This window comes from Nocardia sp. NPDC051321 (genome assembly GCF_044455225.1).
Classification (GTDB): domain Bacteria; phylum Actinomycetota; class Actinomycetes; order Mycobacteriales; family Mycobacteriaceae; genus Nocardia.
Map to the genome: position 1 here is coordinate 92,054 of NZ_JBITEM010000013.1, position 25,478 is coordinate 117,531.

27 protein-coding genes are annotated in these 25,478 nt (G+C 67.1%); 14 read left to right on the forward strand and 13 right to left on the reverse strand.

Going from position 1 to position 25,478, the window contains the following annotated elements; genetic code table 11:
• The first annotated feature begins 175 nt into the window (after positions 1-175).
• Positions 176-880 carry a polysaccharide deacetylase family protein gene (locus ACIA8C_RS30050; RefSeq protein ID WP_397140490.1) on the forward strand — a complete coding sequence of 235 codons (705 nt, stop codon included), beginning with the start codon at positions 176-178 and terminating at the stop codon, positions 878-880.
• On the opposite strand, the gene ACIA8C_RS30055 is transcribed toward ACIA8C_RS30050, so the two are convergent.
• Positions 881-1,297 (reverse strand): PPOX class F420-dependent oxidoreductase, encoded by a 417-nt coding sequence (locus tag ACIA8C_RS30055; protein WP_397140492.1) that lies wholly within the window; start codon positions 1,295-1,297, stop codon positions 881-883.
• Between the two features lie 46 nt (positions 1,298-1,343).
• Positions 1,344-1,742, reverse strand: a complete 399-nt coding sequence (locus tag ACIA8C_RS30060; RefSeq protein ID WP_397140494.1) for a winged helix-turn-helix transcriptional regulator — start codon at positions 1,740-1,742, stop codon at positions 1,344-1,346.
• A gap of 100 nt (positions 1,743-1,842) precedes the next feature.
• Between ACIA8C_RS30060 and ACIA8C_RS30065 the strand changes: the two genes are divergently transcribed.
• Entirely contained in the window at positions 1,843-2,691 is an 849-nt protein-coding gene (locus ACIA8C_RS30065) for an SDR family oxidoreductase (protein ID WP_397140496.1), read from the forward strand.
• 67 nt (positions 2,692-2,758) lie between these two features.
• Here ACIA8C_RS30065 and ACIA8C_RS30070 read toward each other — a convergent pair whose 3' ends face one another.
• Positions 2,759-3,136: a VOC family protein gene (locus ACIA8C_RS30070; protein ID WP_397140498.1), complete on the reverse strand. Its 378-nt coding sequence runs from the start codon at positions 3,134-3,136 to the stop codon at positions 2,759-2,761.
• A 212-nt stretch (positions 3,137-3,348) separates the two neighbouring features.
• Between ACIA8C_RS30070 and ACIA8C_RS30075 the strand changes: the two genes are divergently transcribed.
• Positions 3,349-4,077: a TetR/AcrR family transcriptional regulator gene (locus ACIA8C_RS30075; RefSeq protein ID WP_397140858.1), complete on the forward strand. Its 729-nt coding sequence runs from the start codon at positions 3,349-3,351 to the stop codon at positions 4,075-4,077.
• Between the two features lie 97 nt (positions 4,078-4,174).
• On the opposite strand, the gene ACIA8C_RS30080 is transcribed toward ACIA8C_RS30075, so the two are convergent.
• Entirely contained in the window at positions 4,175-4,708 is a 534-nt protein-coding gene (locus ACIA8C_RS30080) for a carboxymuconolactone decarboxylase family protein (protein ID WP_397140860.1), read from the reverse strand.
• A 227-nt stretch (positions 4,709-4,935) separates the two neighbouring features.
• Here ACIA8C_RS30080 and ACIA8C_RS30085 point away from each other — a divergent pair, with 227 nt between their 5' ends.
• Positions 4,936-5,805: a nuclease-related domain-containing protein gene (locus tag ACIA8C_RS30085; RefSeq protein ID WP_397140500.1), complete on the forward strand. Its 870-nt coding sequence runs from the start codon at positions 4,936-4,938 to the stop codon at positions 5,803-5,805.
• Positions 5,806-5,979: 174 nt separating this feature from the next.
• Entirely contained in the window at positions 5,980-7,806 is a 1,827-nt protein-coding gene (locus ACIA8C_RS30090) for an acyl-CoA dehydrogenase (RefSeq protein WP_397140862.1), read from the forward strand.
• 74 nt (positions 7,807-7,880) lie between these two features.
• Here ACIA8C_RS30090 and ACIA8C_RS30095 read toward each other — a convergent pair whose 3' ends face one another.
• Positions 7,881-8,714 (reverse strand): TetR/AcrR family transcriptional regulator, encoded by an 834-nt coding sequence (locus ACIA8C_RS30095; RefSeq protein ID WP_397140502.1) that lies wholly within the window; start codon positions 8,712-8,714, stop codon positions 7,881-7,883.
• 75 nt (positions 8,715-8,789) lie between these two features.
• Between ACIA8C_RS30095 and ACIA8C_RS30100 the strand changes: the two genes are divergently transcribed.
• Complete coding sequence (locus ACIA8C_RS30100) at positions 8,790-10,025, forward strand: MFS transporter (RefSeq protein ID WP_397140504.1); 1,236 nt, start codon at positions 8,790-8,792, stop codon at positions 10,023-10,025.
• Positions 10,026-10,137: 112 nt separating this feature from the next.
• On the opposite strand, the gene ramB is transcribed toward ACIA8C_RS30100, so the two are convergent.
• On the reverse strand, positions 10,138-11,544 hold the full coding sequence (gene ramB, locus ACIA8C_RS30105; RefSeq protein WP_397140506.1) for an acetate metabolism transcriptional regulator RamB: 1,407 nt from the start codon (positions 11,542-11,544) through the stop codon (positions 10,138-10,140).
• Positions 11,545-11,637: 93 nt separating this feature from the next.
• On the opposite strand from ramB, the gene ACIA8C_RS30110 reads away from it, so the two are divergent.
• The 6 genes from ACIA8C_RS30110 (at position 11,638) to ACIA8C_RS30135 (ending at position 16,942) form a co-directional block, all read left to right on the forward strand.
• Positions 11,638-13,149, forward strand: a complete 1,512-nt coding sequence (locus ACIA8C_RS30110) for an ATP-dependent DNA ligase (protein WP_397140508.1) — start codon at positions 11,638-11,640, stop codon at positions 13,147-13,149.
• A 202-nt stretch (positions 13,150-13,351) separates the two neighbouring features.
• The gene (locus ACIA8C_RS30115) at positions 13,352-14,587 is read left to right on the forward strand and encodes a lipase family protein (RefSeq protein ID WP_397140510.1); all 1,236 of its coding nucleotides are present in this window, start codon (positions 13,352-13,354) and stop codon (positions 14,585-14,587) included.
• 113 nt (positions 14,588-14,700) lie between these two features.
• The gene (locus ACIA8C_RS30120) at positions 14,701-15,969 is read left to right on the forward strand and encodes an anion permease (RefSeq protein ID WP_397140512.1); all 1,269 of its coding nucleotides are present in this window, start codon (positions 14,701-14,703) and stop codon (positions 15,967-15,969) included.
• 11 nt (positions 15,970-15,980) lie between these two features.
• Entirely contained in the window at positions 15,981-16,265 is a 285-nt protein-coding gene (locus ACIA8C_RS30125; protein WP_397140514.1) for a hypothetical protein, read from the forward strand.
• Positions 16,266-16,275: 10 nt separating this feature from the next.
• Entirely contained in the window at positions 16,276-16,611 is a 336-nt protein-coding gene (locus ACIA8C_RS30130; protein ID WP_397140516.1) for a DUF3349 domain-containing protein, read from the forward strand.
• A 16-nt stretch (positions 16,612-16,627) separates the two neighbouring features.
• Entirely contained in the window at positions 16,628-16,942 is a 315-nt protein-coding gene (locus ACIA8C_RS30135) for a DUF3349 domain-containing protein (RefSeq protein ID WP_397140518.1), read from the forward strand.
• Between the two features lie 593 nt (positions 16,943-17,535).
• On the opposite strand, the gene ACIA8C_RS30140 is transcribed toward ACIA8C_RS30135, so the two are convergent.
• Positions 17,536-17,985, reverse strand: coding sequence for a DUF4254 domain-containing protein (locus tag ACIA8C_RS30140; protein WP_397140520.1), 450 nt, complete (start codon positions 17,983-17,985; stop codon positions 17,536-17,538).
• 551 nt (positions 17,986-18,536) lie between these two features.
• Between ACIA8C_RS30140 and ACIA8C_RS30145 the strand changes: the two genes are divergently transcribed.
• Together ACIA8C_RS30145 and ACIA8C_RS30150 are read left to right on the forward strand one after the other, a co-directional pair.
• Positions 18,537-19,397, forward strand: coding sequence for a DUF5753 domain-containing protein (locus ACIA8C_RS30145; RefSeq protein WP_397140522.1), 861 nt, complete (start codon positions 18,537-18,539; stop codon positions 19,395-19,397).
• A gap of 9 nt (positions 19,398-19,406) precedes the next feature.
• Positions 19,407-19,601 carry a DUF397 domain-containing protein gene (locus ACIA8C_RS30150; RefSeq protein ID WP_397140524.1) on the forward strand — a complete coding sequence of 65 codons (195 nt, stop codon included), beginning with the start codon at positions 19,407-19,409 and terminating at the stop codon, positions 19,599-19,601.
• Between the two features lie 250 nt (positions 19,602-19,851).
• Here the strand turns inward: ACIA8C_RS30150 and ACIA8C_RS30155 are convergent, their stop codons facing one another.
• The 6 genes from ACIA8C_RS30155 to ACIA8C_RS30180 form a co-directional block, all read right to left on the reverse strand.
• The gene (locus tag ACIA8C_RS30155) at positions 19,852-20,718 is read right to left on the reverse strand and encodes a DUF559 domain-containing protein (protein ID WP_397140526.1); all 867 of its coding nucleotides are present in this window, start codon (positions 20,716-20,718) and stop codon (positions 19,852-19,854) included.
• Between the two features lie 266 nt (positions 20,719-20,984).
• On the reverse strand, positions 20,985-21,812 hold the full coding sequence (locus tag ACIA8C_RS30160; protein ID WP_397140528.1) for a class II fructose-bisphosphate aldolase: 828 nt from the start codon (positions 21,810-21,812) through the stop codon (positions 20,985-20,987).
• A gap of 113 nt (positions 21,813-21,925) precedes the next feature.
• Positions 21,926-22,879, reverse strand: coding sequence for a hexose kinase (locus tag ACIA8C_RS30165; RefSeq protein ID WP_396991426.1), 954 nt, complete (start codon positions 22,877-22,879; stop codon positions 21,926-21,928).
• A complete protein-coding gene (locus tag ACIA8C_RS30170; protein ID WP_397140530.1) occupies positions 22,876-24,030 on the reverse strand; it encodes an N-acetylglucosamine-6-phosphate deacetylase in 1,155 nt (384 codons plus the stop codon). Before ACIA8C_RS30170 ends, ACIA8C_RS30165 begins: the two co-directional genes overlap by 4 nt.
• Positions 24,024-24,395 (reverse strand): hypothetical protein, encoded by a 372-nt coding sequence (locus ACIA8C_RS30175; RefSeq protein WP_397140532.1) that lies wholly within the window; start codon positions 24,393-24,395, stop codon positions 24,024-24,026. The genes ACIA8C_RS30170 and ACIA8C_RS30175 overlap by 7 nt, the downstream gene beginning before the upstream one ends.
• On the reverse strand, positions 24,392-25,456 hold the full coding sequence (locus tag ACIA8C_RS30180) for an ROK family protein (RefSeq protein WP_397140534.1): 1,065 nt from the start codon (positions 25,454-25,456) through the stop codon (positions 24,392-24,394). The genes ACIA8C_RS30175 and ACIA8C_RS30180 overlap by 4 nt, the downstream gene beginning before the upstream one ends.
• Between the last annotated feature and the right edge of the window lie 22 nt (positions 25,457-25,478).

The following is a 25,478-nucleotide window of genomic DNA, read 5'->3' on the forward strand; positions in this document are numbered from 1 at the left end:
GCCGCTCGGCGACCCCCGGCTGGCGCCCGCCCCCGCCCGCGCGGGCCACATGAAAAACTTGGGCGCGCGCCCCCAACCACCCCGGGGGGCGCCCCCACCACGGGGCCCGCCCGCCACCGTTTTTCGTTGCCGGATGGCTGGGCTGGTGGTCTTGGTGTGGGTTTGCTAGACAGCGATGATGCGTAAGTGGTTGATCGGTGGGGCGCTGGTTGTTGTCGTGCTACTGCTGGTGGCGGTCGGTGGGTACTACCTGATGAACTCGCGCAGTTTCCAGTTGGCGGGGCGGCTGGTGAATCGGGTGGATACCAGCGACAAGGTGGTGGCGCTCACCTTGGACGACGGGCCGACCGATCGGGCGCCCGGTGTGTTGAAAGTGCTTGCCGAGCAGCAGGTTACGGCCACTTTCTACCTGGTAGGCAGCGACCTCGCGGCGCACCCGGAGTACGGCAGGGCCATCGCCGAGGCCGGGCACGAGATCGGTAACCACAGCTATAACCATCGCCGGATGGTGTTCAGCTCCGCGAGTACCGTCCGCGACGAGATCGAACGCACCGACGCCGAGATCGCGAAAACCGGCTACCAGGGCCCGATTACCTTCCGCCCGCCCTACGGTAAGAAGCTCTGGTCGCTGCCTAAGTACCTGTCCGATCACGACCGCACCTCGGTGACCTGGGACGTCGAGCCGGATTCCGGCGCAATCGCGACCACTGACGAGATCGCCGCGCAGGCCGTGCGTGAGGTGCGGCCAGGCTCGATCATCCTGCTGCACGTCATGCACGAGTTTGCGGGGCCCGCGCTGGCCGCGATACCCCGCATCGTCGGCGAACTACGTGCCGAGGGCTATCGATTCGTCACCGTCTCGGAGCTGATGAAGCACTGATCAGAGCATGCCGTACGCGTGGGACGGGGTGAGCGTGGCCAGTGCGCGGCGATCGGCGACCATCGCGCGGCGGTAGTCGTCCCAGTCGGGGTGTTCGCCGTTCGCGGCACGGTAGTAGTCGACGAGCGCTTCGACGGTCTCGTCATGCGGATCCGCGGCCACCGGGGTGACCGAGGCGATCGCCTCGATGACCGCGTAGGCGTAGAAGTCCTCGCGGGTGACGTGGATGGCGGCCCATGGCTCGCGCACCAGGTTGTGGTACTTCGCGCGGTCGGCGGTGATGGAGATGCGGATGTTGCCGTCGCCGCCGATCACATGCAACACGTTGGACAGCTGCGGGCGGCCGTTGCGGCGGATGGTGGTCAGCACGGACCGGCGATGGTCGCGGGCGAAGGCGACTGCATGGGCGAGTTCCATGCCGATATTCAACCGGTGGTGATCCGGGTCTCTTCCCCGGGTCGGCTCAGTCGCGGTGGTAGGCCGCTTGGGCTTCGTGCACACGCGGCATGTTGGTCTCGACCACGAGGACCAGCGCATGCAGCTGGTCGGCGACCTGGGCGCCGAGCTCGGTCAATGTGTATTCGACGCGGGGCGGAATGGTCTCGTGCACCTCGCGATGCACCATGCCGTCGCGTTCCAGGGCCTGCAGGGTCTGCGACAGCATCCGCTCGCTGACGCCGTCGACCCGCCTGCGCAGCGCGCTGAACCGGTAGGACCCTTCGCGGAGCGCGACCAGGGCGAGAATGCCCCAGCGGCTCGCTATGTTCTGCAAAACCGGCCTTGAGGTGCAGTTTCTGGCGAAGACGTCGGGCTCCAGCGTCGGATCGTCCAGGTCTGGCGACGATGTGCGCTGCGTACTCATACAACCGATAGTACCCATCTTGACCGAAGTGGTGTATGAATGCATAGTACTTACTAATAGTTAGTGCTTGATGAAACGTACACACTCTCTGGAGGTAGATATGACCGTTGCCGTGACCGGTGCCAGTGGACAGCTGGGCCGTCTCGTCGTACAGGCGCTGCTGCGCGAGGGCGCTCCGGTGGTCGCGATCGTGCGTGATCCGCAGAAGGTCGCCGATCTGGCCGAGCAGGGGGCCGAGGTCCGTCAGGCTAGCTACGACGACGCCGACGCGCTGGATCGCGCGCTGGCCGGCGTCGACCGGGTGCTGCTGGTCTCCGGCAATGAATTCGGCGCCCGGGTAGCCCAGCACGCCAACGTTATTCGCGCCGCCGAGCGCGCGGGCGTCGAACTGCTCGCTTACACCAGCATCCCGCAGGGAACCGAGAATTCGATGATCCTGGCGCAGGAGCACATCGGCACCGAGGCCGCCCTCGCCACTTCGACTGTGCCGCATGCGATTCTGCGCAACAGCTGGTACTGGGAGAACTACCTGGGTGGCCTTGCGCACGCGGTCGAGTCCGGCGTTCTGTATGGCGCGGCGAGCGAGGGCCGGGTGGCGGGCGCGGCCCGCGCCGACTACGCCGATGCGGCCGCGAAGGTGCTCACCACGGACGGGCACGCCGGTCAGGTGTACGAGCTCGGCGGCGACGAGCACCTCACCTATGCCGAACTGGCCCAGGCGATTTCGACGGCCGCCGGTAAGCAGGTTCGCTACCAGGACCTGCCGGAGGCCGACTATGCCGCCGCCCTCCAGCAGTCCGGACTGGACGCCGACTACGCGAAGGTGCTCGCCGACGCGGACACGGGCATCGCTAAAGGTCTCCTCGACGTGACCAGCGGTCACCTGCAGAAGCTGCTCGGTCGTCCGGCGACCTCCGCCGTCGAGGTGTTCCGCCGGGCACTGTCCTGAGACCGGCTCGGCCGCAAGCCTTCTGACCTCCCGCACACTGAATTGCGGTGTGCGGGAGGTCGATGGCCTACACCCACTGAACGAGTTGCACGATGATGCCGTTCGGGTCGCGCATCTGGAAGTAGCGCTCGCCCCACTCCTCGGTCTCGATCGGCGTGACGATCGAGACCCCCTCGCCGCGCAGTCGTACGTACTCCGCATCGATGTCGTCCACCACGAATACGACGAGCAGCCCCTCGCCCGCGCTGCCCGCCGCACTCTCCGGCTTGAAGGTCTCCAGTCCGGTGCGCAGGTAGATCACGTTCATTCCGGCATCGGGCCGATCCAAGGAGACGAACCCGTCGGCCGACATTTTCTCGGTGAAGCCGAGGTGGTCGATCAGGAACTTCGCCGAGGCCTGCGGATCGGTGACGTTGAGCGAGATGGCGGAAGCGGTGATGTTCATGAGCCCTCCTCGGCTTCGAAACTTAACTCTGTACTTAGTACGATGTACTTTGTAGAAGAATTCCCGGGCGGCCGCACTATGACCTGAGTCACGCCGATACGATCGGGACGGCCAGGCGAGGAGGCAGGGTGGACGACGATTCGGCGCATGGTTCCGGCGAAAAGACCGGACAGCGCCGCGGCAAGCAAGAGCGCAGCAGCGCGGGCGATCCCGTGCGCACCCTGGAGTTGCTGTGGCGGGTCTCCAGCGCCGCTCCGGTGCGCGGACCGAAGCAGCGCAGCAGTGTGGATGCCGTGATCGCGGCCGCCATCGAGCTCGCCGACGCGGAGGGCATCGGCGCGCTCACCATGCGCGCGGTCGCCACCAAGCTCGGGCTGACCCCCATGGCCACCTACACCTACGTGCCGGGCAAGGCCGAGCTGATCGATCTGATGGTGGACAAGGTCTACGGCGAGATGGACCGCGCGGACTTCGCCGACCTGCCATGGCGCGATCGGGTCAGCATCATCGCGGCCGAGAACCGCGCCATGTTGACCCGCCATCCCTGGGTCGCCTACCTGCCGACCACCCGCCCGCCGCTCGGCCCCGGCATGGCCGCCAAGTACGACCACGAGCTACGCGCGTTCGAGGGCCTCGGCCTGGACGACGTGACGATGGACGCGTCGGTCACCTACGTTCTCGGCTTCGTCACCTCGGTGGCCCGCATCGCCATCGATACCGCGCGGGCCGCCGCGGACAGCGCGATGTCCGATCACCAGTGGTGGGAGCGGGCGGCGCCGCTCCTGGCGCAGGTGTTCGACCCGGAGCGATATCCGGTCGGAGCCCGGGTCGGGTCGGCCGCGGGCCAGGCCCACGACTCCGCCTACAGCGCCGACCACGCCTACGAATTCGGTCTCGCCCGGGTACTCGACGGCTTGGCTGAGCTCATCGAAAAGCACTGAGCGTCAACCTGTCTCGCGCACGCTTTCTGATGTCCCGCACCGAAAATCGCATGCGAATCCAGGTGCCGGAAGTCGAGAAGCGTGCGCCTGCGGTCGGCTAGACCCCGTCGCGCTGGATACGCAGGGCGGTGATCGTGGACGCCAAGCCTTCGTACTGATTCACCAGCAGCACGATTTCGATAAGACTGCGCTCGTCATAGTGTTGCGCCAGCGTCGCCCAGTGCGCGTCGTCCAGATCGCGAGTCCGCACCAGCTGGTCGACGGCGGCGAGCAGTGCGCGGTGCTTGTCCGACCAACCCGGTGCGTCCGGCCCCGTGCGCAGTCGCTCGAGGATTTCCGCCGTCACCCCGGCCCGCTTGCCTAGCCGAATGTGGTGGTCCATCTCGTATTCGCAACCACTCAGGTGCGCGACCCGCAGGATGACCAGCTCCGACTCGTGCCGGGGCAGCCTGCCGCCCGGCATGAGTTTGCCCGAATAGTGCAGCCAGCCGCGAAACAGTCCCTTGGTGCGGCCGAGAGTGCTGAACAGATGGGCGTCGTCGGTGCCCGCGGCCTTGGAAAGCACCTGCCAGACAACCCAGTTGAGCGGACCCAGCTCGCGCAGTCGTCCGGGTGAAATGCGTGGTCGCAGCGCTGAAACCATGCTCGTTCGGCTCCTCCGCGTTGATGGACTCGGCGGCCAGGCGATGCCGGGCCGAGCCGTCAGCCTACCGGCGAGTACGCGCCGGATCGAGGCCGTGACCGAGGCTGACTGGCGCATCGGTCGATGCGGTGCCGAATTGCCTGCGCACGCTGGCGATTACACCGTTACGATCGATTGCCACGGCCTGATGACGTGGAGAGGCGGACGAGCTCGACATGCTGGTGAGGGTCAAGCCCGGGGCGCAACTCTCCGGTGCCGAACAAGAATTCGTCGAATGCCTGCGCTCCTATCCGTCGGCCGCCCTCGCCATGATCGACCTGCAGGTCGGTGACCGGCAGATCGATGCGGTGATCTGGACCCCGCGCGGGCTAACGGTACTCGAGGTCAAGGGCTTCCGGCGCAGGCAGAGCGGCATTCTCAGCCTCGCCGCCGACAGCCCGTGGAAGATCAGCGATGCCGACGCGGACCTGGACGAGCCGTCCGGCAACCCGTCCGATCGGCTGGAACACGGCATCTCCGCGGTGAAGACGACGCTCGAGCGGGCACTGCTCGATCCGGGGCACGTGTGTGGCGCGGTGGTGCTCGTCCCGTTCCGTGGCGCGGTGGTGCGGCCGTCCCGGACCAATCTGCGACCGGGCCTGGACGTCGTTGTCGGCAATGTCGCCGACGCCACCGAACTGCGGATCTATCTCGAAAGTTTCTCGGCCGGACCGCGGAAGTGGACGGCCGATCGGGTGATCGGGGACTGCACCGCGCTCGGTCTCGCCGAGCTCGCGCCGTCGCGTGCCGACCTGGTCGGGACCGGGTTCGAACAGGTGGCGCAGGAGTCGCCGAGCGTGATTCCGCGCCCGCCCAAGCCGCGCGTCGAGCCGACACCGGGTGTCGCGACGAAGCGGCACGCGTACGCCGGGTGGACCGTCGTCGCGCTGGCGGTCCTCGGGATGCTCGCGGTGATCGGGGTGATCGCCAGCTCGCTCGCGCACGACTCCTCGCACCCCAAGTCGCCGGAACCCAGCGTGACGCCGACCACCACGGCGCCCCCGACGCCGTATCACCCCTGCTGGCCGTTCCAGCAGGACTGCTGAACGCACCTCGATCGGGGTCACCGGACCGCGCGCCATCGGTGAACGCCGATGAGTTTGCCGTGTATGTGCACCGTGCCGAAGATCACGGCAGCCGCCTACGGTTGCGTAGCGTCGGCGCGGTCGGGCAGGCTGCGTTTGTACATCGTCAAACGGCCGAAACCTGGGAGGACCGTCGTGGGTCACTACAAGGCGAACGTGCGTGACATCGAGTTCAATCTGTTCGAGGTGTTCGGGCTGGACAAGTTGCTCGATACCGGCGCCTACGGCGATCTCGACTCCGATACCGTGCGCGAGATCCTGGCCGAGGTGAAGCGGCTGGCCGAGGGGCCGATCGCGGAGTCCTTCGCGCCCGCCGACCGCGATCCGGTGGCATTCGATCCGGCCAACCACTCCGTCACGGTGCCGGACGCGCTGCGCAAGACCATCACGGCCGTGCGCGACGCGGACTGGAGCAGGCTCGGACTGCCGGAGGGCATGGGCGGCACGCCCGCGCCCGCCGCGGTGGTGTGGGCCGTCCAGGAGATGATCATGTGCGCCAACCCGGCGGCGAGCTTCTTCAACATGGGCCCGGTGATGGCCTCGGTGCTCTACAACGTCGGCAACGAACAGCAGCGGCACTGGGCCACCGAGGGTTACGAACGCGGCTGGCAGGGCACCATGGTGCTGACCGAGCCCGACGCAGGCTCGGATGTCGGCGCGGGTCGCACCAAGGCGATCGAGCAGCCCGACGGCTCCTGGCACATCGAGGGCATCAAGCGCTTCATCTCCGGCGGCGATGTCGGCGACACCGCGGAAAACATGTTCCACCTGGTGCTCGCCCGCCCCGAGGGCGCGGGCCCAGGCACCAAGGGTCTTTCGCTGTTCTACGTGCCGAAGTTCCTCTTCGATGCCGAGACGCTGGAGCTCGGCGCCCGCAACGGCGTGTACGCGACCAATCTCGAGCACAAGATGGGCCTGAAGTCCTCGCCCACCTGTGAGCTCACCTTCGGCGGCGACGTACCCGCGGTCGGTTGGCTGGTCGGCGACGTACACAACGGCATCGCGCAGATGTTCCAGGTGATCGAGAACGCGAGAATGGTGGTCGGCATCAAGTCCACCGGCACACTGTCCACCGGGTATCTGACCGCGCTCGAGTACGCCAAGGAGCGCGTGCAAGGTGCCGATCTGACCCAGATGACGGACAAGGCAGCGCCGCGCGTGCCGATCACCCGGCACCCGGATGTGCGTCGCAGCCTCGCATTACAGAAGGCGTACGCCGAGGGCATGCGCGCGGTGTACCTGTACACCGCCGCGCATCAGAATCCCGATGTGGCGCAGCTGGTTTCGGGTGCGGACGCGGAATTGGCGCACCGGGTCGACGATTTGCTGCTGCCGATCGTCAAGGGTGTCGGCTCGGAACGGGCCTACCAGTACCTCACGGAATCGCTGCAGACGCTTGGCGGTTCGGGATACCTGCAGGACTACCCGATCGAGCAGTACATCCGCGACGCGAAGATCGACTCGCTCTACGAGGGCACTACCGCCATCCAGGCGCAGGACTTCTTCTTCCGCAAGATCATTCGGGACAAGGGGGTGGCGATCGGGCACGTCACCGGGCAGATCGCCGCGTTCCTGGACACCAAGAGCGGACGCTTCGAGACCGAACGCGAGCTCCTGCGTACGGCTTTGGGCGACGTGCAGGCGATGGCGGCCACGCTGACCGGCTTCCTGATGGCGGGCCAGCAGGATCCGGCCGAGCTGTACAAGGTCGGCCTCGGTTCGGTGCGCTTCCTGCTCTCGGTCGGCGACCTGCTCATCGGCTGGCGCCTGCTGGTCCAGGCCGAGATCGCGGCCTCGGCGCTTGCCGCCGAAGCGCCGGACAAGGATCGGCCTTTCTATGCCGGAAAGGTCGCTGCCGCAAGCTTCTTCGCGAAGAACGTGCTGCCGGAATTGACCGCGAACGTGGCGATCATCGCCGCCCTCGACAACGACATCATGACGTTGGACGAAGCGGCGTTCTAGAACCGCACCACATACCGACCGAAGGCGCCCTTCACTCGATCAGACCGAGTGAAGGGCGCCTTCGGTCGGGTCCGTCAGTCGGCGAGCAGTTTGAGTACGACGGGGCGGGACAGGGTGCCGGACACCTCGCGGGCGAGCTGGTTGGCGCTGGTGCCTGCGGCGTGTGCGTCGCGCAGGGCGGCGGCCAGTTCGTCGCGGGCGGCGTCGGCGGCGGCCTGGGCTTCGCGGAGGCGTTGAGCTGCTCGGTCGACCCTGGTTGCCTGATCGGTCAAGGCATTGACCGGTGCGGTTTCCGGTGGTGCGGCCTGCGCGCCCTGCTTCATCGCGGGCGGGAAGTTGCGCATTGCCGCCGTGGCGAATTCCTGCATGAAATCGCGCGTCGCGTTCTTGTCCTCGGCGGCGTCGCCGAGCAGCAGCCGGGTGGTTTGCGGGACGGCGAGGCTCCAGTTGGTCATGCCGCACAGCGCGAGCAGCAAGCGGCCGGCGTGCTGTGCGTCGACGCCGAATTGTTCGATGGCCCTGTCGAATTTCTGCTCGTAGTGCTGCGCGCGCCAGCCGTCGATGTCGTGCGCGTCGCCGCCGCGATGCAGGCCCTCCCACAGCAGCAGCCGGAGCAGTTGCGGGTGGTTGTTGTGGTAGTCGAACAGCTTGCCGACGTATCTGGCCGGGTCGGTCTCGGTCAAGGGTTGGACTACGTCCATGAACTCGCGCATGGTGTCGATCAGGATGACGTCGAACAGCTTGTCCTTGCTGCCGAACAAGCCGTAGATGCGCTCCTTGTTCACACCGGCCGCCTCGGCGATGCGATCGACCCGCGCGCCTGCCAGGCCGTATTCGGCGAATTCGGCTCGCGCGGCACGCAGTAGCGCCTGTTTGGTCGCGTCGCTGCGCTTGATGGTGGCCGTCATGGGCTCGATTTTACCACTTCATTAAACCAACTATTTGGTTGACAGCTGCTCTATCGCGGTCCTAATGTCTTCCTCATGGCTACGCCGACTCTTCCTCGCACGACCGATACTTCGGCCGCCCCGCCCACCCTTGCCGCACCCTCGCGCGCACACACCGCGCGCACCGTACCCGTTTTCGTGCTGGCCGCACTGCTCGCGACCGGCCAGATGTACGTCCCGATACCCCTGTTCGCCGCCATGAAAGCGGACTGGAACGTCGGCTCGGGCGTGATGACCTGGATCATCAGCGCGTTCGCCTTCGGCTACGCGGGCGGTTTCGTGCTGTTCGGCCCGCTGTCGGACCGCTTCGGGCATCGCCGGGTGCTGATGACCGGCATGCTCGTCGCCGCGGTGGTCACCCTATTGACCGGCCTGGCGTTCAGCGCGCCGGTCGCGGTCGGCCTGCGGATCGTGCAGGGCCTCGTCGTCGGCTCTATACCGCCCGCGATCATGGCCTATGTCGCCACCCGCGTCACCCCCGCGCATCGTGCCGTGGCGACCATGTCGGTGGCCACCTCGTTCCTGGCCGCGACGGTGATCGCGCAGATCGTCTCGCAGGCCGTGGTCGCCTCGTTCCCGTGGCGCACCATGTTCATCGGTTCCGCCCTCGTCTTCGCGGTGCTCGCGGTCGTGCTGCGCCGGGTGATGCTCGATGACCAGCCGACCGGGCGCGATCTTCCGTTGCGGCACAGCTACGCCGCGATCCCCGCGGTGCTGCGCATCCGCCCGCTGCTGCCGATGCTGGTCGCGGGTTCGATGAGCATGGCGGTGATGGTCGGCATCTACACCGGCCTCGAACTCACCGGCGTGGTCAAGGGTTCCGGCGAACTGCTTGCCCTGCGCGCGGGCGCGCTCCCGGTGATGGTGGCGCTGCCGCTGCTGGCGATCCCGCTGGCCCGGTTGACCAAGCACTACCAGATCATGCTCGGTGTCCTGGTTGCCGCGGCGGCGATGGTTGCGGCCACTTTTGAGGGCTCGCACCTGGCGGTCCTGACGATTTTGCTCGCGGTTCTCGTCGGTGGTCTCGGCGTGATCGGTCCCGCCGTGCTGCAGAGCGCGGGCGAGCTCGGCGGCGAATCCCGTGCCGCCGCAATGTCGGTCGCGATGTTCAGCTTCTATGTGGGTGCCACCGTCGGCCCGCTGGTCGCGGCAGCCGCTGCCCCGCACGGCTTCTCGGCGCTGGCCTGGACCCTGGCCGCGTTGTTGGTCGTCGCGCTCGGCATGACCCTGGTCGGCCTGCGGATCCAACGGCGGGCGCTCGCCGTCGCGTGAGACGACGCGGCACCGGCTCAACGGCGAAGGCCGACATCGCGATACGGCGATGTCGGCCTTCGTCATCAATGTCTGCCGCGAACGGAGCAATCCCTACGGCACGCCGCCGGGACTACTTCAAGACGTACGGGGAGACCGAGCTTCGGTGTTCGCTGATGTCGAGCACTTTGCCCAAGGGTGGGAAGGCGCGCTGCGGGCAGTTGAGCCGCTCGCACACGCGGCAGCCGGCGCCGATGGGGGTGGGCTGAACTTCATCGAGATCGATGCCGTCGGCGTAGATGACGCGGCCCGCGTGGCGAAGCTCGCAGCCGAGGCCGATGGCGAAGGTCTTGCTCGGCTGCCCATAGCGGGTGGCGCGCCGTTCGACCGTGCGGGCGACCCACAGGTATTTGCGGCCGTCGGGCATCTGCGCGATCTGCGTCATGATCTTGCCTGGGTAGGCGAAGGTCTCGTAGACATTCCACAGCGGGCAGGTGCCGCCGCTTGCGGAGAAGTGGAAACCGGTGGCGGACTGGCGCTTCGACATGTTTCCCGCCCGGTCCACCCGGACGAAGGAGAACGGGACACCGCGCAGTTTGGGCCGCTGCAGCGTCGAAAGCCGGTGGCAGATGGTCTCGTAACTCTGCGTGAAGAACGCCGAGAGCCGCTCGATGTCGTAGCGGAAGTCCTCGGCTACCTCGTGAAAGTGCGTGTAGGGCAACACGGTTGCCGCCGCGAAGTAGTTCGCCAGCCCGAGCATGGCCAGCTTGCGGGTGTCCTCGGAGGCGAAATTGCCCTCCTCGACCAGCTTTTCGAGCAGATCGCCGCATTCGAAGTAGGCGAGCTCGGCGGCGAGCTTGAACGTGCGCTGGCCGCCGGACAGGTGCGGTGCGATCTCCAGCCGCTGGGTGTCCTCGTCGTAGCGGTGCAGCACGCCCTCGCCCAGGTCGATGCGTTCGACGATCCGCACATCGTGCGCGCGCAGGATCCGCGCCACCTCGCTGTTCACGTCGCCACCGTGGAATCGGATGCGTGCGGTGAGTTCCTCTGCGGCGGTGTCCAATTCGTGGATGTAGTTCTGCCGCTGGTAGAAGAAGTCACGCACCTCCTCGTGCGGCTTGCTGATCGCCGCACTGCCCGAACCGTCGGAGAACCGGTCCTCGGTGGCGGCGGCCAGCTGGGCGGAGGTGTTGCGGTAGCGGTTGTGCATGTTGACCAGCGCGCGCGCCATGCTGGGATGCGCCGAGACCATGTCCGCGATCTCCTGGGTGTCGGCTTCGATGCCGAGCTCCTGGTCCATCACGACCTCTTGCAGTTCGGCGATGAGCCGGGTGTCGTCCTGGGAGGAGAAGAAGGTGGCGTCGACGCCGAACACCTCGGTGATCCGCAGCAGCACCGGAACGGTGAGCGGGCGCACGTCGTGTTCGATCTGATTGAGGTAGCTCGCCGAGATCTCCAGCTTCTGGGCGAGTGAGACCTGGCTCAGCCCCCGTTCGGTCCGCAGCTGACGAAGCCGCGCCCCGACGTAAGTCTTGGCCATGCGTCCAGTTTATGGGCGTTTTCGCAACCGTGCCAATGGGGAATTAGCAGTAGTGCTGAGCTATATGTCACAGGCAGGCGTTACCGTCGACGGGTGTTGTTCTCGCATGTCGTCCAGGCTTCGGAGACCGTCCGCGCGACCAGGTCACGCAAGACGAAGATCGCAACCTTCGCCGAGCTGTTGATCGCCGCCGCGCCGGACGAGCTCGCGCCGGTGGTCGCCTGGGCGTCCGGCGAGCTCCGGCAGGGCCGGATCGGCACCGGTTGGCGCACCCTCACCGCGGTGGACACTACCCCGGCAGCCGTTGCGACGCTGACGGTTTCGGCGGTCGATGCCGCCCTCACCGAATTGGCCGGTACCGCCGGTGCCGGATCCGCGGCACGGCGCAAAGCCCTGCTCGCCGCGCTGTGGACCGCCGCGACCTCGGCCGAGCAGGCGTTCCTGCTGCGCCTGCTGACCGGTGAGCTGCGCCAAGGGGCGCTCACCGCGATCGTCGGTGAGGCCGTTGCCGTGGCCGCCGGGGTGCCCGCCGATCTCGTGCGCCGGGCCTACATGCTGTCCGGTCAGCTGCCGGTGACCGCGATTGCCGCGCTGACCGGCGGCGTCGAGGCGCTCGGCGAGTTCCGGCTCGAGGTGGGCAGGCCGATCCAGCCGATGCTTGCCTCACCCGGCGCGACGCTGGACGGGGCACTGACCGAGTTCGGCGGCGACGTGAGCGTCGAGATCAAGATGGATGGCGCACGGATCCAGGTGCATCGCGACGGCTCGCGGGTGTGGGTGTTCACCAGGACGCTGCGTGACATCACCGCGAGCGTGCCGGAACTGGTCGAGCTGGTCGCTGGACTCGACTGCACCAGCGTTGTGCTCGACGGGGAAACCCTGGCGCTCACCGATGCCGGGCGGCCGCGCCCCTTCCAGGAAACGATGAGCCGATTCGCCGAGGTGAGCTCCACCCGGGAGCTGCTGCTGCACCCGTATTTCTTCGACTGCCTGCACCTGGACGGCGCGGACCTGCTCGATGCGCCCCTGTCCGAGCGACGCGCCGCGCTCACGAAAGTGGCTGCTGCACACAGCATTCCCGCGTTGATCCGGCCCGACGAAGAAGCCGCTGCCGAATATTTCGACAGTGCGCTCGCCGCGGGGCACGAGGGCGTCATGATCAAGGCGCTGTCCGCGCCCTACGCGGCGGGCCGGCGCGGCCGGGCCTGGCAGAAGATCAAGCCGACGCACACCCTCGACCTGATCGTCCTCGGTGCCGAATGGGGCTACGGCCGGCGCACCGGCTACCTGTCGAACCTGCACCTCGGCGCCCGCGATCCGGAGACCGGCGAGCCGGTCATGGTCGGCAAAACCTTCAAGGGACTCACCGACGCCCTACTGCAATGGCAGACAACCGAATTCCCGCACCATGAACGCGACCGTGACGAGCACACCGTCTACCTGCGGCCGGAATTGGTTGTCGAGATCGCGCTCGACGGAGTGCAGGTCAGCCCGCGTTATCCCGGCGGGGTAGCCCTTCGCTTCGCCAGGGTCGTCCGCTACCGCCCCGACAAAGAACCGGTCGACGCCGACACCATCGATACGGTCCGCGCTCTACTCCCGTGACCGCCCCGCCGAACAGGACATGACGGAGCGCACTCGCGGTCGACTCGCGGCAGTCTCGGCGATGTCGAGCGGTTAGCGGGCTGGCGGTGCGAAGATTGCTCCGCCACTGCAAATGCGGGCTTCTCAGGGGTTCGGAGGCGGGCCAGACTGCAGTGGGTTCGGCAGGGATCTGCTTCGGGATGGGGGAAGACAATTGGGTTCTATGGTGTGGCGGCTTCGCGCGTTGGCGCTGGCCTCGGTGGTCGCGGTCAGCGCGGTGCTCGGCACCATCGCGCACGCCAATCCGATCGATGATCTGCTCTTTCCGTCCCGCGATATCGCCGACGCCATGCCGACGCCACTCGGCGATCCCTTCTACGTCCCCCCGCCTGGCTTCGAAAGCCGTGCTCCGGGAACAGTTCTCGCCTCCCGTCCCGGTGGCACCGGGGTAACCGGGGTCCCTTTGAGCTCGACCGAGCTGCTGATCCGGTCGAACGACGCGAAGGGCAAGCCCGCGCCGGTGGTGGCCACCCTGCTGACACCGGCGACGCCGTGGACCGGCCAGGGACCGCGCCCATTGGTGACCCTGAACCCGGCGATCGACTCACTCGGAAACCAGTGCGCGCCGTCCTATGAGCTGCGCATGGTGTCGAGCAAGCTGTGGATGGCACAGATCCCGCTGTCCAAGGGCTTCGCGGTGTTGGTGCCGGATCATCAGGGGCCGCGGCAGGCCTACGCGGCGGGCCTGATGGCCGGCCACGCGGTGCTCGATTCGATCAGGGCCGCGGTGCGCACCCCGGAACTCGGTCTGCAACCCGAGGCGCCGACCGCGATCACCGGCTACTCCGGCGGCGCGATTGCCTCGGCCTGGGCCGCGCAGCTGGCTCCGGCGTACGCGCCGGAACTGAATCTGGTCGGCGTCGCCTTCGGTGGCGTGCCCGCCGACTTCGACATGCTGATCAACACCATGAACGGCAGGGACCTCGCCTCCGGCATCTTCCTCGCCGCGACGTTGGGTCTGGCGCGGGAATACCCGGAAATGCTCGGCCTGATGAACGACAACGGCTGGCGCCTCGCCCGGATCGGTAAGGACTTCTGCATGGCCCATGAGGAGTCCGTCGGGATGGTCGCGCCCATTCCGGTGCAGGCGCTCACCGATGTGCCAGCGCCGACCGAGCTGCCGCTCATCCGGCAGATCCTGGCGGAGAATCGGCTCGGTGCCATGCCGCCGACCATTCCGGTGTTCATGTATCACGGCCTGAACGAATGGTGGGTGCCGCTGGCCGGGGCGGAGAACCTCTATCAGGACTGGTGCCGGGGCGGGACCCAGGTGGATTTTCAGGTATATCTCGGTGAACACTTCATCGTCAGCACCAGCGGTGTTCCGGGCGCGTATGCCTGGATCGAAGATCGATTTGCCGGCAAACCGGTGAATAGGGGTTGCACCCGATTCGGCTGATAGACGACGGAATCCGGGCCGATAGAGGACAGGGTCCAACTTAACGCACCGACGACGCGCGGTGAACCGCAACCACCTGGCAATCGTATTGACCTGTGCCGCACACTGGACATGTGACCGTCGAATTATTGGTTCTCCTGATCGTCATCGTCACGGCACTCGCATTCGATTTCACCAACGGCTTCCATGACACCGCCAACGCCATGGCGACCTCGATCGCGACCGGTGCGCTCCGGCCGCGGGTCGCGGTCGCGTTGTCGGCGGTGCTGAATCTGGTGGGTGCATTTCTTTCGGTAGCCGTCGCCGCCACCGTGGCCAAGGGCATCGTCCGACTCGACGCGGTGCAGGGCCATGACCTGCTGATCATCGTGTTCGCCGGTCTGGTCGGCGGCATTCTCTGGAACTTGCTCACCTGGCTGTTCGGCCTGCCGTCGAGTTCCTCGCACGCGCTCTTCGGCGGCCTGATCGGCGCCACCCTCGCCGCGCTCGGCTGGAGCGGCGTGATCTGGGCGGCCGGCTCGGACGGGGTGCTGACCAAGATAATTCTGCCCGCCGTGCTCGCCCCGATCGTCGCGGCGCTGGTGTCGGCGCTCGGCACCTGGCTGGTCTACCGGATCACCAAGAAGTCCGATCCGGCGAAGGTGGAGACGGGCTTTCGCTGGGGTCAGATCGGCTCGGCCTCGCTGGTCTCGCTGGCGCACGGCACCAACGACGCGCAGAAGACGATGGGCGTCATCTTCCTGGCCCTGGTCGCGCACGGCACGCTCACCAAGAACGCCGATATGCCGATATGGGTGATGGCCGCGTGCGCCGTCGCCATCGCGGCGGGCACCTACCTCGGTGGCTGGCGGATCATCCGGACGCTCGGCAAGGGCCTGGTGGAGATCGAATCGCCGCAGGGTCTCGCGGCCGAGACCGCGTCGGCGGCCATCATTCTCAGCTCGGCCCATTTCGGGCTGCCGCTGTCGACCACGCAGACCGCGACCGGTTCGATCCTCGGCACCGGGCTCGGCAAGGGTGCCGAGGTGCGCTGGGGCGTGATGGGCCGGATGGTGGTTGCGTGGCTGCTCACGCTGCCGTTGGCCGGTCTGGCCGGCGCGGCGTGCTGGGCGATCGCGCACTTCATCGGCGGACTGCCCGGTGTGCTTGTGGTGTTCGCGATCCTGCTCGGGCTGTCCGGGTTGATGTATGTGCGGTCGCGCCGCGATCCGGTCGACACCGGCAACGTCAACGAATGGCCTGCGGACACGCAGGGCGGCCCCGTCGCTCCGGTCGAGGTTGTCGAGCCGGGCGGCGCGGCTCGCGCAAATGGTGCAGAATCCGGCACACCGGACGGTGCGGCCGCGGAGCCGGGCAAGTCCACCCGGTCGGCGCAGGTTTAGGAGGAGTAGACGTGCATACGCTCATCACGAATCTGAACGCGCTCTGGAAGGTCTTGCTGGCCGGGCTGATTCTCGGGGCCGGGCTGCCGCTGGTGTTCGCGGTGGGGGTGCGGTTCTGGTCGATGGGTGACGCGGTCACCGCGGACGGCCGTGTCGCGCAACGTAACTACCCGGCGCTGGCCGTCGCGGTGGTGTGCTTCGGGCTGATCATCGCCGCGATCGGCACCGGAATCCTCTATACCGCTAAGGCTTTCATTGCCGCGAAGTTCGGCATCCACCTGTTCGGACAGGCCTGAAGGGCGAGATGTGACCGATCAAGCGAAATCCGCGGAGCTCCGGCCGAAGGTGCTCGGCCGGATCATCGGCTGGCTGCGTGCCGGTTATCCGCAGGGCATCCCACATTCGGATTATGTGGCGCTGTTCGCGGTATTGCACCGGCACCTCACCGATTTCGAGGTGGTCGCGATCGCCGAGGAGCTGGCGGCGTCGAATCCGGACAGCGAGATCACCCGCGCCGAGATCGAGGACGCCATCGCACGGGTCGCGAAGGAACAGCCCGCCGACATCGACGTCGCCAGGGTGGCCTCCCACCTCGCGGCGGGCGGCTGGCCGCTGGCCACCCCACCACCCGACCTCGACTGAGCAGGCACCGCCGCCGATGCCACCCTTCCTGAACGCCATCATCGACTGGCTGCGGGCCGGATATCCGGACGGTGTCCCGGAATCCGACTACATCCCGCTGCTCGCGCTGCTACGCCGCCGCCTCTCCGACGACGAGGTCCGCCAAATCGCCGCCGAGCTGGCAGGTTCCGGCGACCTGCCTGCCGACAAGACCGACATCCAGGTGATGATCACCAAGGTAACCAACGAGATGCCTTCAGAAACAGACGTTTTGCGTGTTCAGACCCGTCTGGAGGCACATGCCTGGCCGCAAGACGGTTCGTCGACCGGTGAGGCTACCCCGCCGGTTTGACGGGCTGTCGACCGAATTGGTCGTCAGCGATCGCGCCAGTCAGATCGTCAGCGATCGGGCCGAAGGGGACGGGTGCTCGGCAGTCGACTCGAGTGCGGCCAGGTTGTGTCGAATGGCGGATGCGTTGCGGGACAGCCCGACTCACTGGCGGCGGTGTCGACGATGAACGGAACGTGGCTGAGTCGAAATGGTGGGTGGCTGATTGGTCGTGGTCGTTCGGCCACAGCGTGATTCGTCAGAGGTTCGGCTGCGGCTGTTGGGGCTCGGTCGTCGGCTGTGTGCGGGTTGGTTGCGTAGAATGACGGATGCGTTGGAGGGCAACCTGTCTCGTCGGCGGCGGGGTCGATGTGACCGTGCCTGGCTGATCGACACGGCGAGTGATTGTTCGGTCGTAGTCGCTCGGCGGCAGCGTTACTTGTCGAAGATTTGGCCGAGGTCGTCGGCGGTGTCCCCGACAGGTCGCCGCGCGCGATAGGGGCGAACCGCATTGGCGCCGCGGCGCAGGATCGCTGGGACGGCGGGCTGCTGGCTGCGGAACGGGGTGGCTGCGGTGAACGACGCGAGGATGCGGCGAAGCGTTGCGGTGGTGCGGGTCAGGTGGGTGGGGTGGAGGTTCGTGGACCGCCGAGGTAGGGCAGGCGACGGAAGCCCGCAGAGACTTCGAAGGCTAGGTCGTGGTAGCCGAGGGCGAGCTCGGCGAGGCGTTCCCAGGCGATGTGGACCGCCCATTCCGGTGCGCTGAACAGGGTTTCGTGGGCGCTGACGGAGAACTGGGCGAGCCGATCGATCACCATGCCGACCGTCTCGCTGTGCATGTGCGCGGCGCCGTGCGCCGGCGGAAGTTCGGTGGCGATCCACCTGTCGATGGAGAGCACCAGCCGGGCACGATGCGCGTCGATGTCACCGGCCGCGCCCAGCCCGATGCGTGCCCGCCGCTCGTGCAATCCGGCGAGCAGATGGGCGGATTCCAACACCGGATGTCCGGTGCTCGGCGCGGTCCGGCAGGCTTCGAGAAGCAACGCCTTGGACGGAAGCGGTTCCACTAGGTAACCCCCTGATGCGAATGCTGTTACTGGACAACAAATGTGGTACATCGAATCGCTTGCGATCAGCGGTGATGCCGACCTCCCGGCCGGGGCACTAACCGGAGCCGTCTGGGCGAAGGTGTCTCCCAAGGCTTTTCGATGACCGCCAACCCGATCGCTTCCAACGCGGTAAGCCCCATCCGCTGCGCCAACTCATCCACCAGCGAAACCGCCTCCGCCGCTTGCATAGCCGCCGTAGCCTGCTCCGTGGTCAACATCCGACCCCGCAGATACGACACCACCCAAGCATCATCACTGACCCGCCGAGCCTGATGCGCCGTCCGATCACTGACCATCCAGGCCTTACCGATGACATGCACAGACACGCGAAACCCCCTCGCTCCCACCATGCGAGCCCGCCTAGCGAGATCCCGCGTGTGACGTGTGACACAAGAAGTTAAGTGAATATCGGCCGATAAGTCAAGTTGACATATCGCTTCCACTACGATGTGCCTTAGTCTTACGAGAGGTACGCCGTCTCCACGCATCGCCCGAGTTGGAAGGACACCATGGCTCCACTCTCACCAACGGTCGCCCGCTGGGAGCTCATGCTCCGAATCCGTCGCCGCCGCACCGAGTTCGACGTCAATGCCTCGGTCATCGCCAAGGAGCTCGGCTTCACCCTGTCGTACTGGTCGAAGGTGGAGAAGGAACGAATCCTCGCCGAGGACAAGCTCAAGAAGCTCATGTCCCTGCTCGAGTTCGACCCCGCCGAGCGCGAAGAGATGCTGCGGTTGCGCGAGATCGCCAAGCAGCGCGGGTGGTGGTCGAGTTATGCGGGCCTGCTGTCGAGTGACGTAGCCCGGCTATTCGGGCTCGAATACGGTGCTCAGCGAATTCAGACCTACGAGAGTGTCCTCATTCCGGGATTGCTGCAGACGGCCGACTATGCACGCGCGTTGTTCACCAATGACCTTGCGCGTGTTCGCCGGGTGGAGATCGACCGATGGGTGGAAGTCCGCATGCGTCGCCAGCAACGGTTGGTCGGCGAGGATCCCGTTCGGTTGACTGCGGTCATCAGCGAAGCGGCGCTTACTCAGGCGACCGGTGGTACCGACGTGTTGAAGAGGCAACTTCGTCATCTTGCGTCGATGGTGGAGAGGCACCCCGATACGGTTGACATTCGAGTCATACCGTTCGACGCGCCAGGCGGCGCTCTACTAGGCGGCGCGACATTTCATTTGATCAACTTCGAGAGCCCGCTGCTGCCGGACGTCGCGTGGAGCGAGACCTTGGTGCACTACCAGCTCATCGAGGATGTCGAGCCGGTCCATCACCTCGGTGCCATGTTCGACAGCACCGTAGCCGATCATGCACTGGCACCGGCGGAGTCGCTCTCGCTGATCGTGAGCAAGGCCGATGCCTTGTAAGGTTGCGTTGTGGATAGCGCGGTTTCCTCTTCGGAAGGCTGGTTCAAGTCTTCGCACTCGAGTGACAGCCAGGCCTGCGTCGAGGTGTGCTTCGCCGGCGACCGAATCCTCATGCGCGACAGCAAATACCAAGGCCCACCGGCCTCCCGACCCACCCTGTCCTTCACCAACGCCGAGTGGTCCACCTTCCTCGCCTCCCTCTGACAAATGTCGACCCGGCTCCCAGCGGACTCTCAGCTGGGCTGGGGCGAGTATTCAGGTGAGGCGACCAAGCTGACGTAGTCGGAACCGCCTGACTACTCCGATAACTCGCCTGGTGGGCCACTGCCCGAGCCCACCTCCCCGCCGGTCGGCGGCGTCGGTCCCTCGCCCGCGCCGCCGACCGTCGACTTCGTCGAACGGGACATGGTGGCGCGAAACTCCGAGTAATCCCGCCACCATCTCCCGTTCGCTGTCAGATCGGGGCGTTGTGGGAGTGGAGGGCTTGGCGGGTTCGGGTTAGGACTTTGTGGGGGTGGGTGGTTAGGAGGGTGTTGTTTACTCGGATTAGGGTCCAGCCTAGGGATTCGAGGGTGGCGGTGCGGTCGATGTCTTTGGTGCGCTGGTGGGGGTTGGTCCAGTGTTGTTCGCCGTCGTATTCGACGGCGACTTGCCATTGGCGCCAACCCATGTCGAGGCGGGCGATGCATCTGCCGGAGGTGTCGAAGACGCGGATTTGGGTCTCGGGGGTGGGGAGGTCCGCCTGGCGGAGTAGGAGCCGGGTGCGGGATTCCTGGATGGATTCGGCTCCGCCGTCGATGTAGGGCAGTATCTTTCGGAGGTTTCGGCAGCCTCGGATGCCTGGGTGGTGGTCGAGGAGCTGTGCGATCGCAGACGGCTCCAGGCCTGTCGCATGGCAGAGGGCGTCCAGTATCTCGACCGCCTCGGCGAATTCGAGACGGCGGCCGAGATCGAGGGCGGTGCGAGCCGGTGTGGTGCAACGAAATCCGTCGATCGAGCAGACCTCGTCGTCCGGGATGACATCGCGATACCCGCGGATACCCCGAGGCGGTCGCACATGCTCTGGCAACGTGATCTCGGCAGGCTTGCTGTCGAGCCACCGTGTGCCATGCATCGCCGCAGCCGAGAAGCCACTCAGGATGGCATTCCCCTTCGCCCAATACCCCGCCGCCAGCGCGCGGCCTCTCGCACCCAGCGATACCCCCTTGCTCAGGTACACATCCGGATGGATCCGCTCGTACTCCGTACGCAACTGCCACCGCCGCACCAGCCCGGTGCGCAACGCCCAACTTCCAGGAAACGGTTCATCGAGTACCCCCATCCGCGCAATCCTGCCCTGCCCCACCTACCCGCCACCCCGCCCAAACCCTCCTCCACCCCCACTTATCCCCAGCCCCAGACCTATCCACAGCCCGCTTCCGCGTCATCGAACGGGACATAGTGGCGGAAAAGTCCGAGTGGAGCCGCCACCATGTCCCGTTCGACGCGGTGTATCCGTTTCGGTGGGGACTTTGGTGGATCGGCTGGCCCGGTTCATCCCTCCCCGCGGTCGGCGGCGTTACTCCTGGCGTCGCCGACCGCATGCTTCTATCGCGCGAGTAGGTGGAGGAAGTGGGTTACCTCGGTTTGGATTGCGGTTCGGGCGGGTGTGAGGTACTTGCGGGGGTCGGAGAGGGTGGGGGAGGTGTCGAGGGTGGCGCGGATGGCCTCGGTCATCAGGACGTTGAGGCGAGTGGCGATATTGACCTTGGTGATGCCGTGTTCGACCGCGGCGCGCAGGCCCTCGTCTGGGACGCCGGAGGAGCCGTGCAGGACCAGCGGGACGGGGACCTTGGCGGCGAGGTGCGCGATCAGGTCGTTGTCCAGGGTGGCGGTGCGGGTGTGCATGGCGTGCGAGGAGCCGACGGCTACCGCTAGCGCGTCCACGCCGGTGGCGGCGACGAATTCGACGGCCTCGTCGGGGTCGGTGCGTACACCGGGGGCGTGCGCGCCGTCCTTGCCGCCTACCTCGCCGAGTTCGGCTTCGACGTGCACATCGCGTTCGTGGCACCAGCGGGTGATGTCGGCGGTGCTGGCGAGGTTGGCGGCGTAGTCGAGGGTGGAGCCGTCGTACATGACCGAGCGGATGCCGAGATCGACTGCGGCGCGGATCAATTCGGGGGTGGTGGCGTGGTCGAGGTGGACGGCGATGTCGGCGCTGCTGTCCGCCGCGATGCGCAGGCAGGCGAGGGCGAGCGGGGCGAGGCTACCGTGGTAGCTCGCGGTGTTCTCCGAAAGCTGTAGCACGGCAGGTCGTTTCGCGGATTCCGCGGCCGCCGCGATGGCTTCGGCATGTTCCAGGGTGATCACGTTGAACGCGCCGAGCCCGCCCGGTCTCGCGGCGGTGATCAAGTCGGAAACTGGCGTCAGCGGCATCGGTATCTCTCCTGATACTCAACATGCCCGACCGCTCGACGAGGCGGCGCGGGCGAGGGTGTACAGACTCCGGCCGTATCGACCGGTGCTACGGCGCAGCGGCGACTCGTGGCTCACGGGGCGGATTCTTGGCGGGTGGGCAGGTCGAGCGGGGTGACGCGGACGGTGGGCGCGATGCGGGTGCGCAGGCAGCGGTCGATCTCGCCTGCGACGGGGATCACCACGGCGGCGGCGGAGGTGGCGACGGCGTCGGCGAGGATGGCGGGCCAGTCGGGGACCGGATCCTCGGTGAGCGCGGCGATGACCGCAGCGGTGGCGGAATCGCCTGCGCCGGTGGGATTTCCGGCCAGGGGCTCGGGGAGGGTGGCGACCCAGGCGCCCTCGGCGGTGACGGCGACCATGCCGTCGGCACCGCGGGTAGCGATGACGGCGCGGACGCCGCTCTCGATGAGCGGGTAGGCCGCGGTGACGACCTCCGCGGCGGTGGCGGGCTTGATGCCGGTGAGATGGTGCAGCTCATCACCGTTGGGCATCAGGATGATGCCGGGGATCTGCGCGGCAAGACGCAGCGCCTCGCCATCGACGTCGCAGATGGTCGGCACGTCGGCGGCGATGGCGGTGCGGGCGATCTCGGCGGGGAGGGTGGCCGCGATGCCGCCGGGCAGCGACCCGGAGATGACCAGGCCGTCGATGTCGGGCAGCATGCCCGCGACGCGGACCGCGAGTTGTTCGGCGGCGTGCGGATTGGAGACGCGGGCGCCGGGCTCCCACAGGGCGGTCGCGGTGCCGTCCTCGGATTCGCTGATCACCACGGTGCGCCGGACCCAGGGCAGGGCGTGCACGAAGTCGACCGGCATCTCCAGCTCGGCGGCGGCCGCGAAGGCGTGGTCGGCGAAGCCGGTCGCCCTGGCGTATTTGCCGAGTTGGTTCAGCACCCGGGTGACGTTGATGCCCTTGCCGCCGATGCGCTGTTCGACCGAGCGGACCCGATGCGCCTGGCCGCGTTCGAAGTGCTCGACGCGGTAGGTCATGTCGTAGGCGGGGTTCATCGTCACGGTGAGGATCACGACAACCACTGTCCTCGCCTGAGCACCCGGCGCAACTGGAGACCCTCGCCGACGATCAGTAGGTCGGCTAAGTAGCCCGTCCGCAGGTCACCGACCTCGGCGAGGCCGAGTGCCGCCGCCGGGGTGGACGTCGCCGCGAGCACCGCGTCGGCCAGCGCGACACCCGACTCGCGCACCGCCCGGGCCACGCAATCGAGCAGCGTGCTGATGCCGCCCGCGATCGAGCCGTTCGCGATCCTGGCAACCCCTTGCCGCACGGTCACCGATTGCGGACCGAGTTGATACTCGCCGTCCGACAACCCGGCCGCCTGCATGGCATCGGTGATCAGCGCGACCCGGCCTGGCGCGGTCGCGAACACCAGCGCGGCGAAGCCGGGGTCGACATGCACGCCGTCCCCGATCAGCTCGACCGTCGCGTGCCCGCCCGCCGCGGCGACCAGTCCCGCGCCGACTGGACCTGGGTCGCGGTGATGCAGCGGCGGCATGCCGTTCGCCAGGTGGGTGATCAGCGAACCGAACCCGTTCGGCCGCAAAGCCTTCAAGAACGAGGCGTAGTCGGCGTTGCTGTGCCCCAGCGATACCAGCACGCCGTGCTCGGTAAGCCGTCGCGCGACAGCGTCATAACCGGTTCGCTCCGGAGCGAGCGTCATGACCCGAAGATGCCCACCGCCTGCGACGAGCAGCTGATCGGTCAGCTCGAGATCCGGATCTCGCAAGAACCGCGGATCCTGTGCCCCGCAACGTGCTTCGGAAAGAAACGGTCCCTCGGCATGTATCCCGCCGAGCAGGCCCGCGGAAGCCAGCTCCCGCAAGGTGGCGGTCTGCGCGACCATGTCCGCCGCGTCCGCCGTAACAATGCTCGCCACTACCGTCGTTGACCCGCTCGCATGATGAAACTCGGCCGCCGCCCGCGCCTCCGCCACATCGACAGTGTCGAACCGATGCCCGAACCCGCCGTGATTGTGAATGTCCACCAGCCCGGGCAGCAGCGTCCCCGCAAAAGCGGGCTCCGGCGAATCCGGATGCGCCGCAACCCACTTCGCGAACGGCAGCACAGTACCGATCCGATCGCCCACGACCGTGACAACACCATCGTCCAACTGAGCGGTCGCCGAGACGACCCGCCCGCGAACAACCAATTCGGTCACCATGCGAGCACTTCCCCACAGCCGAGCAGGGGCACCCGCCGGGCCGCCGCGAACCGAGCAGGGATAGCCGTGTCGACCGGCGAGGTCACGAGCCGGTGCAGGTCGAGCCGATTCGGGGTGGCCGACGCGCGCGAGATGCCTGACCTCGACGCTGCCGAGCTTCGTTGCGAATCTAGCTTGCCAGCAGCGGATTTCACGACCAGCAGCGGCGAGCCAGAGCGGTTCTCGACAAGTAACTGCCTGGCGCCGATCGTGCTGGAGCCTCTTGCCTGGTGAACAGCGCGGACCCGACGAATCCGCCGGACCCGACATGACGGATCTGGCCTGTCGGCAGCCGATTTCACGAACGAAGGCGCGGCGTCGCTCATGCGAGGGCTCCTTGCCTGGCGAAGAGCGCGGCCCCGGTCAGCCCGGCGCGTGCGCCGAATTCCCCGAGCACGACATGCGGAGCCGGAACCAGCCGGAGTCGGTCGGCAATGGCTTGATGGAGTGGCTCGGTCAATGCCGCGCCCGCGCCGGCCAGCCCGCCGCCGAGGATGATCAGTTCGGGGCAGGCGGCGTGCACGATGCCGATGAGGCCGTCGGCGAGCGCGTCGACGGCGTCGGCGAGCACCGCCTTGGCATCGGCGTCGGTAGCTACCAAGGCGAATATCTCTGCGGCGCCGCTGATTTCACGACCGGTGCGGCGAGTGTAGGCGCGCGCGATGGACGCACCGGAGGCGACGGTTTCGACGCAGCCGGTGTTGCCGCACGGGCAGGGGAGGCCGTCGGCGCGAACCGGGATATGGCCGTATTCGCCGACCTGGCCGTAGCTGCTGCGCAGCAGCCGCCCGCCGACCGACAGCGTGCCGGAGATGCCGGTGCCGAGGATGACCACGCAGACGTTGTCGTAGCCACGCCCGGCGCCGAAGCGCCATTCGGCCCAACCCGCCACGGCGACATCGTGTTCGATCAATACCGGGATACCCCAGCGATCGATGAACCGGTCGCCGACCTCGAAGTCTCGCCAGCCGACATTGCTGCTGAACACGGCGATCGATCGGACGGTGTCCACGATGCCGGGCAGCACTACGGCGGCCCGGCCGACGCGGCCGCGTTGTGCTTCGGTCAGTTCGGCGAGCAACTGATCACCGAGCGCACCCATCACCTCGAACGCCGCCTCGCCGTGCGGCGTCAGCACGGTGCCGACGGCGAGCACGGTGCCCACGGCATCGGTGATCTCGCCCTTGATGGTGGTGCCGCCGACATCGAGTCCGAGCACCAGCGCGTCCTCGGCCAACGCGTCCGGCTGCGGCGATCCCGCAGCCGAACGCGCCGGTGTGCCGCCGCGGTGAGCCGCCGCGGTCGACCCGGCAGTCCCGGCCGCGGGCCGGGCGGCACTGGTCGGGGACACTTCGTTATCGGCCGTCGGGTCCTGCACCACTCCCATGCTCCGCACAGTAGTTCCCGGT

Excerpts from the sequence above, each read along its gene's own strand:
- ACIA8C_RS30060 (WP_397140494.1), bottom strand. The coding sequence starts at position 1,742 with ATGAGTACGCAGCGCACATCGTCGCCAGACCTGGACGATCCGACGCTG.
- ACIA8C_RS30160 (WP_397140528.1), bottom strand. The coding sequence starts at position 21,812 with ATGCCGCTGACGCCAGTTTCCGACTTGATCACCGCCGCGAGACCGGGC.
- ACIA8C_RS30070 (WP_397140498.1), bottom strand. The coding sequence starts at position 3,136 with ATGAACATCACCGCTTCCGCCATCTCGCTCAACGTCACCGATCCGCAG.
- ramB (WP_397140506.1), bottom strand. The coding sequence starts at position 11,544 with ATGGCCAAGACTTACGTCGGGGCGCGGCTTCGTCAGCTGCGGACCGAA.
- ACIA8C_RS30155 (WP_397140526.1), bottom strand. The coding sequence starts at position 20,718 with ATGGGGGTACTCGATGAACCGTTTCCTGGAAGTTGGGCGTTGCGCACC.
- ACIA8C_RS30100 (WP_397140504.1), top strand. The coding sequence starts at position 8,790 with ATGGCTACGCCGACTCTTCCTCGCACGACCGATACTTCGGCCGCCCCG.
- ACIA8C_RS30065 (WP_397140496.1), top strand. The coding sequence starts at position 1,843 with ATGACCGTTGCCGTGACCGGTGCCAGTGGACAGCTGGGCCGTCTCGTC.
- ACIA8C_RS30085 (WP_397140500.1), top strand. The coding sequence starts at position 4,936 with ATGCTGGTGAGGGTCAAGCCCGGGGCGCAACTCTCCGGTGCCGAACAA.
- ACIA8C_RS30050 (WP_397140490.1), top strand. The coding sequence starts at position 176 with ATGATGCGTAAGTGGTTGATCGGTGGGGCGCTGGTTGTTGTCGTGCTA.
- ACIA8C_RS30180 (WP_397140534.1), bottom strand. The coding sequence starts at position 25,456 with ATGGGAGTGGTGCAGGACCCGACGGCCGATAACGAAGTGTCCCCGACC.
- ACIA8C_RS30145 (WP_397140522.1), top strand. The coding sequence starts at position 18,537 with ATGGCTCCACTCTCACCAACGGTCGCCCGCTGGGAGCTCATGCTCCGA.
- ACIA8C_RS30115 (WP_397140510.1), top strand. The coding sequence starts at position 13,352 with ATGGTGTGGCGGCTTCGCGCGTTGGCGCTGGCCTCGGTGGTCGCGGTC.
- ACIA8C_RS30135 (WP_397140518.1), top strand. The coding sequence starts at position 16,628 with ATGCCACCCTTCCTGAACGCCATCATCGACTGGCTGCGGGCCGGATAT.
- ACIA8C_RS30095 (WP_397140502.1), bottom strand. The coding sequence starts at position 8,714 with ATGACGGCCACCATCAAGCGCAGCGACGCGACCAAACAGGCGCTACTG.
- ACIA8C_RS30055 (WP_397140492.1), bottom strand. The coding sequence starts at position 1,297 with ATGGAACTCGCCCATGCAGTCGCCTTCGCCCGCGACCATCGCCGGTCC.
- ACIA8C_RS30175 (WP_397140532.1), bottom strand. The coding sequence starts at position 24,395 with ATGAGCGACGCCGCGCCTTCGTTCGTGAAATCGGCTGCCGACAGGCCA.
- ACIA8C_RS30170 (WP_397140530.1), bottom strand. The coding sequence starts at position 24,030 with ATGGTGACCGAATTGGTTGTTCGCGGGCGGGTCGTCTCGGCGACCGCT.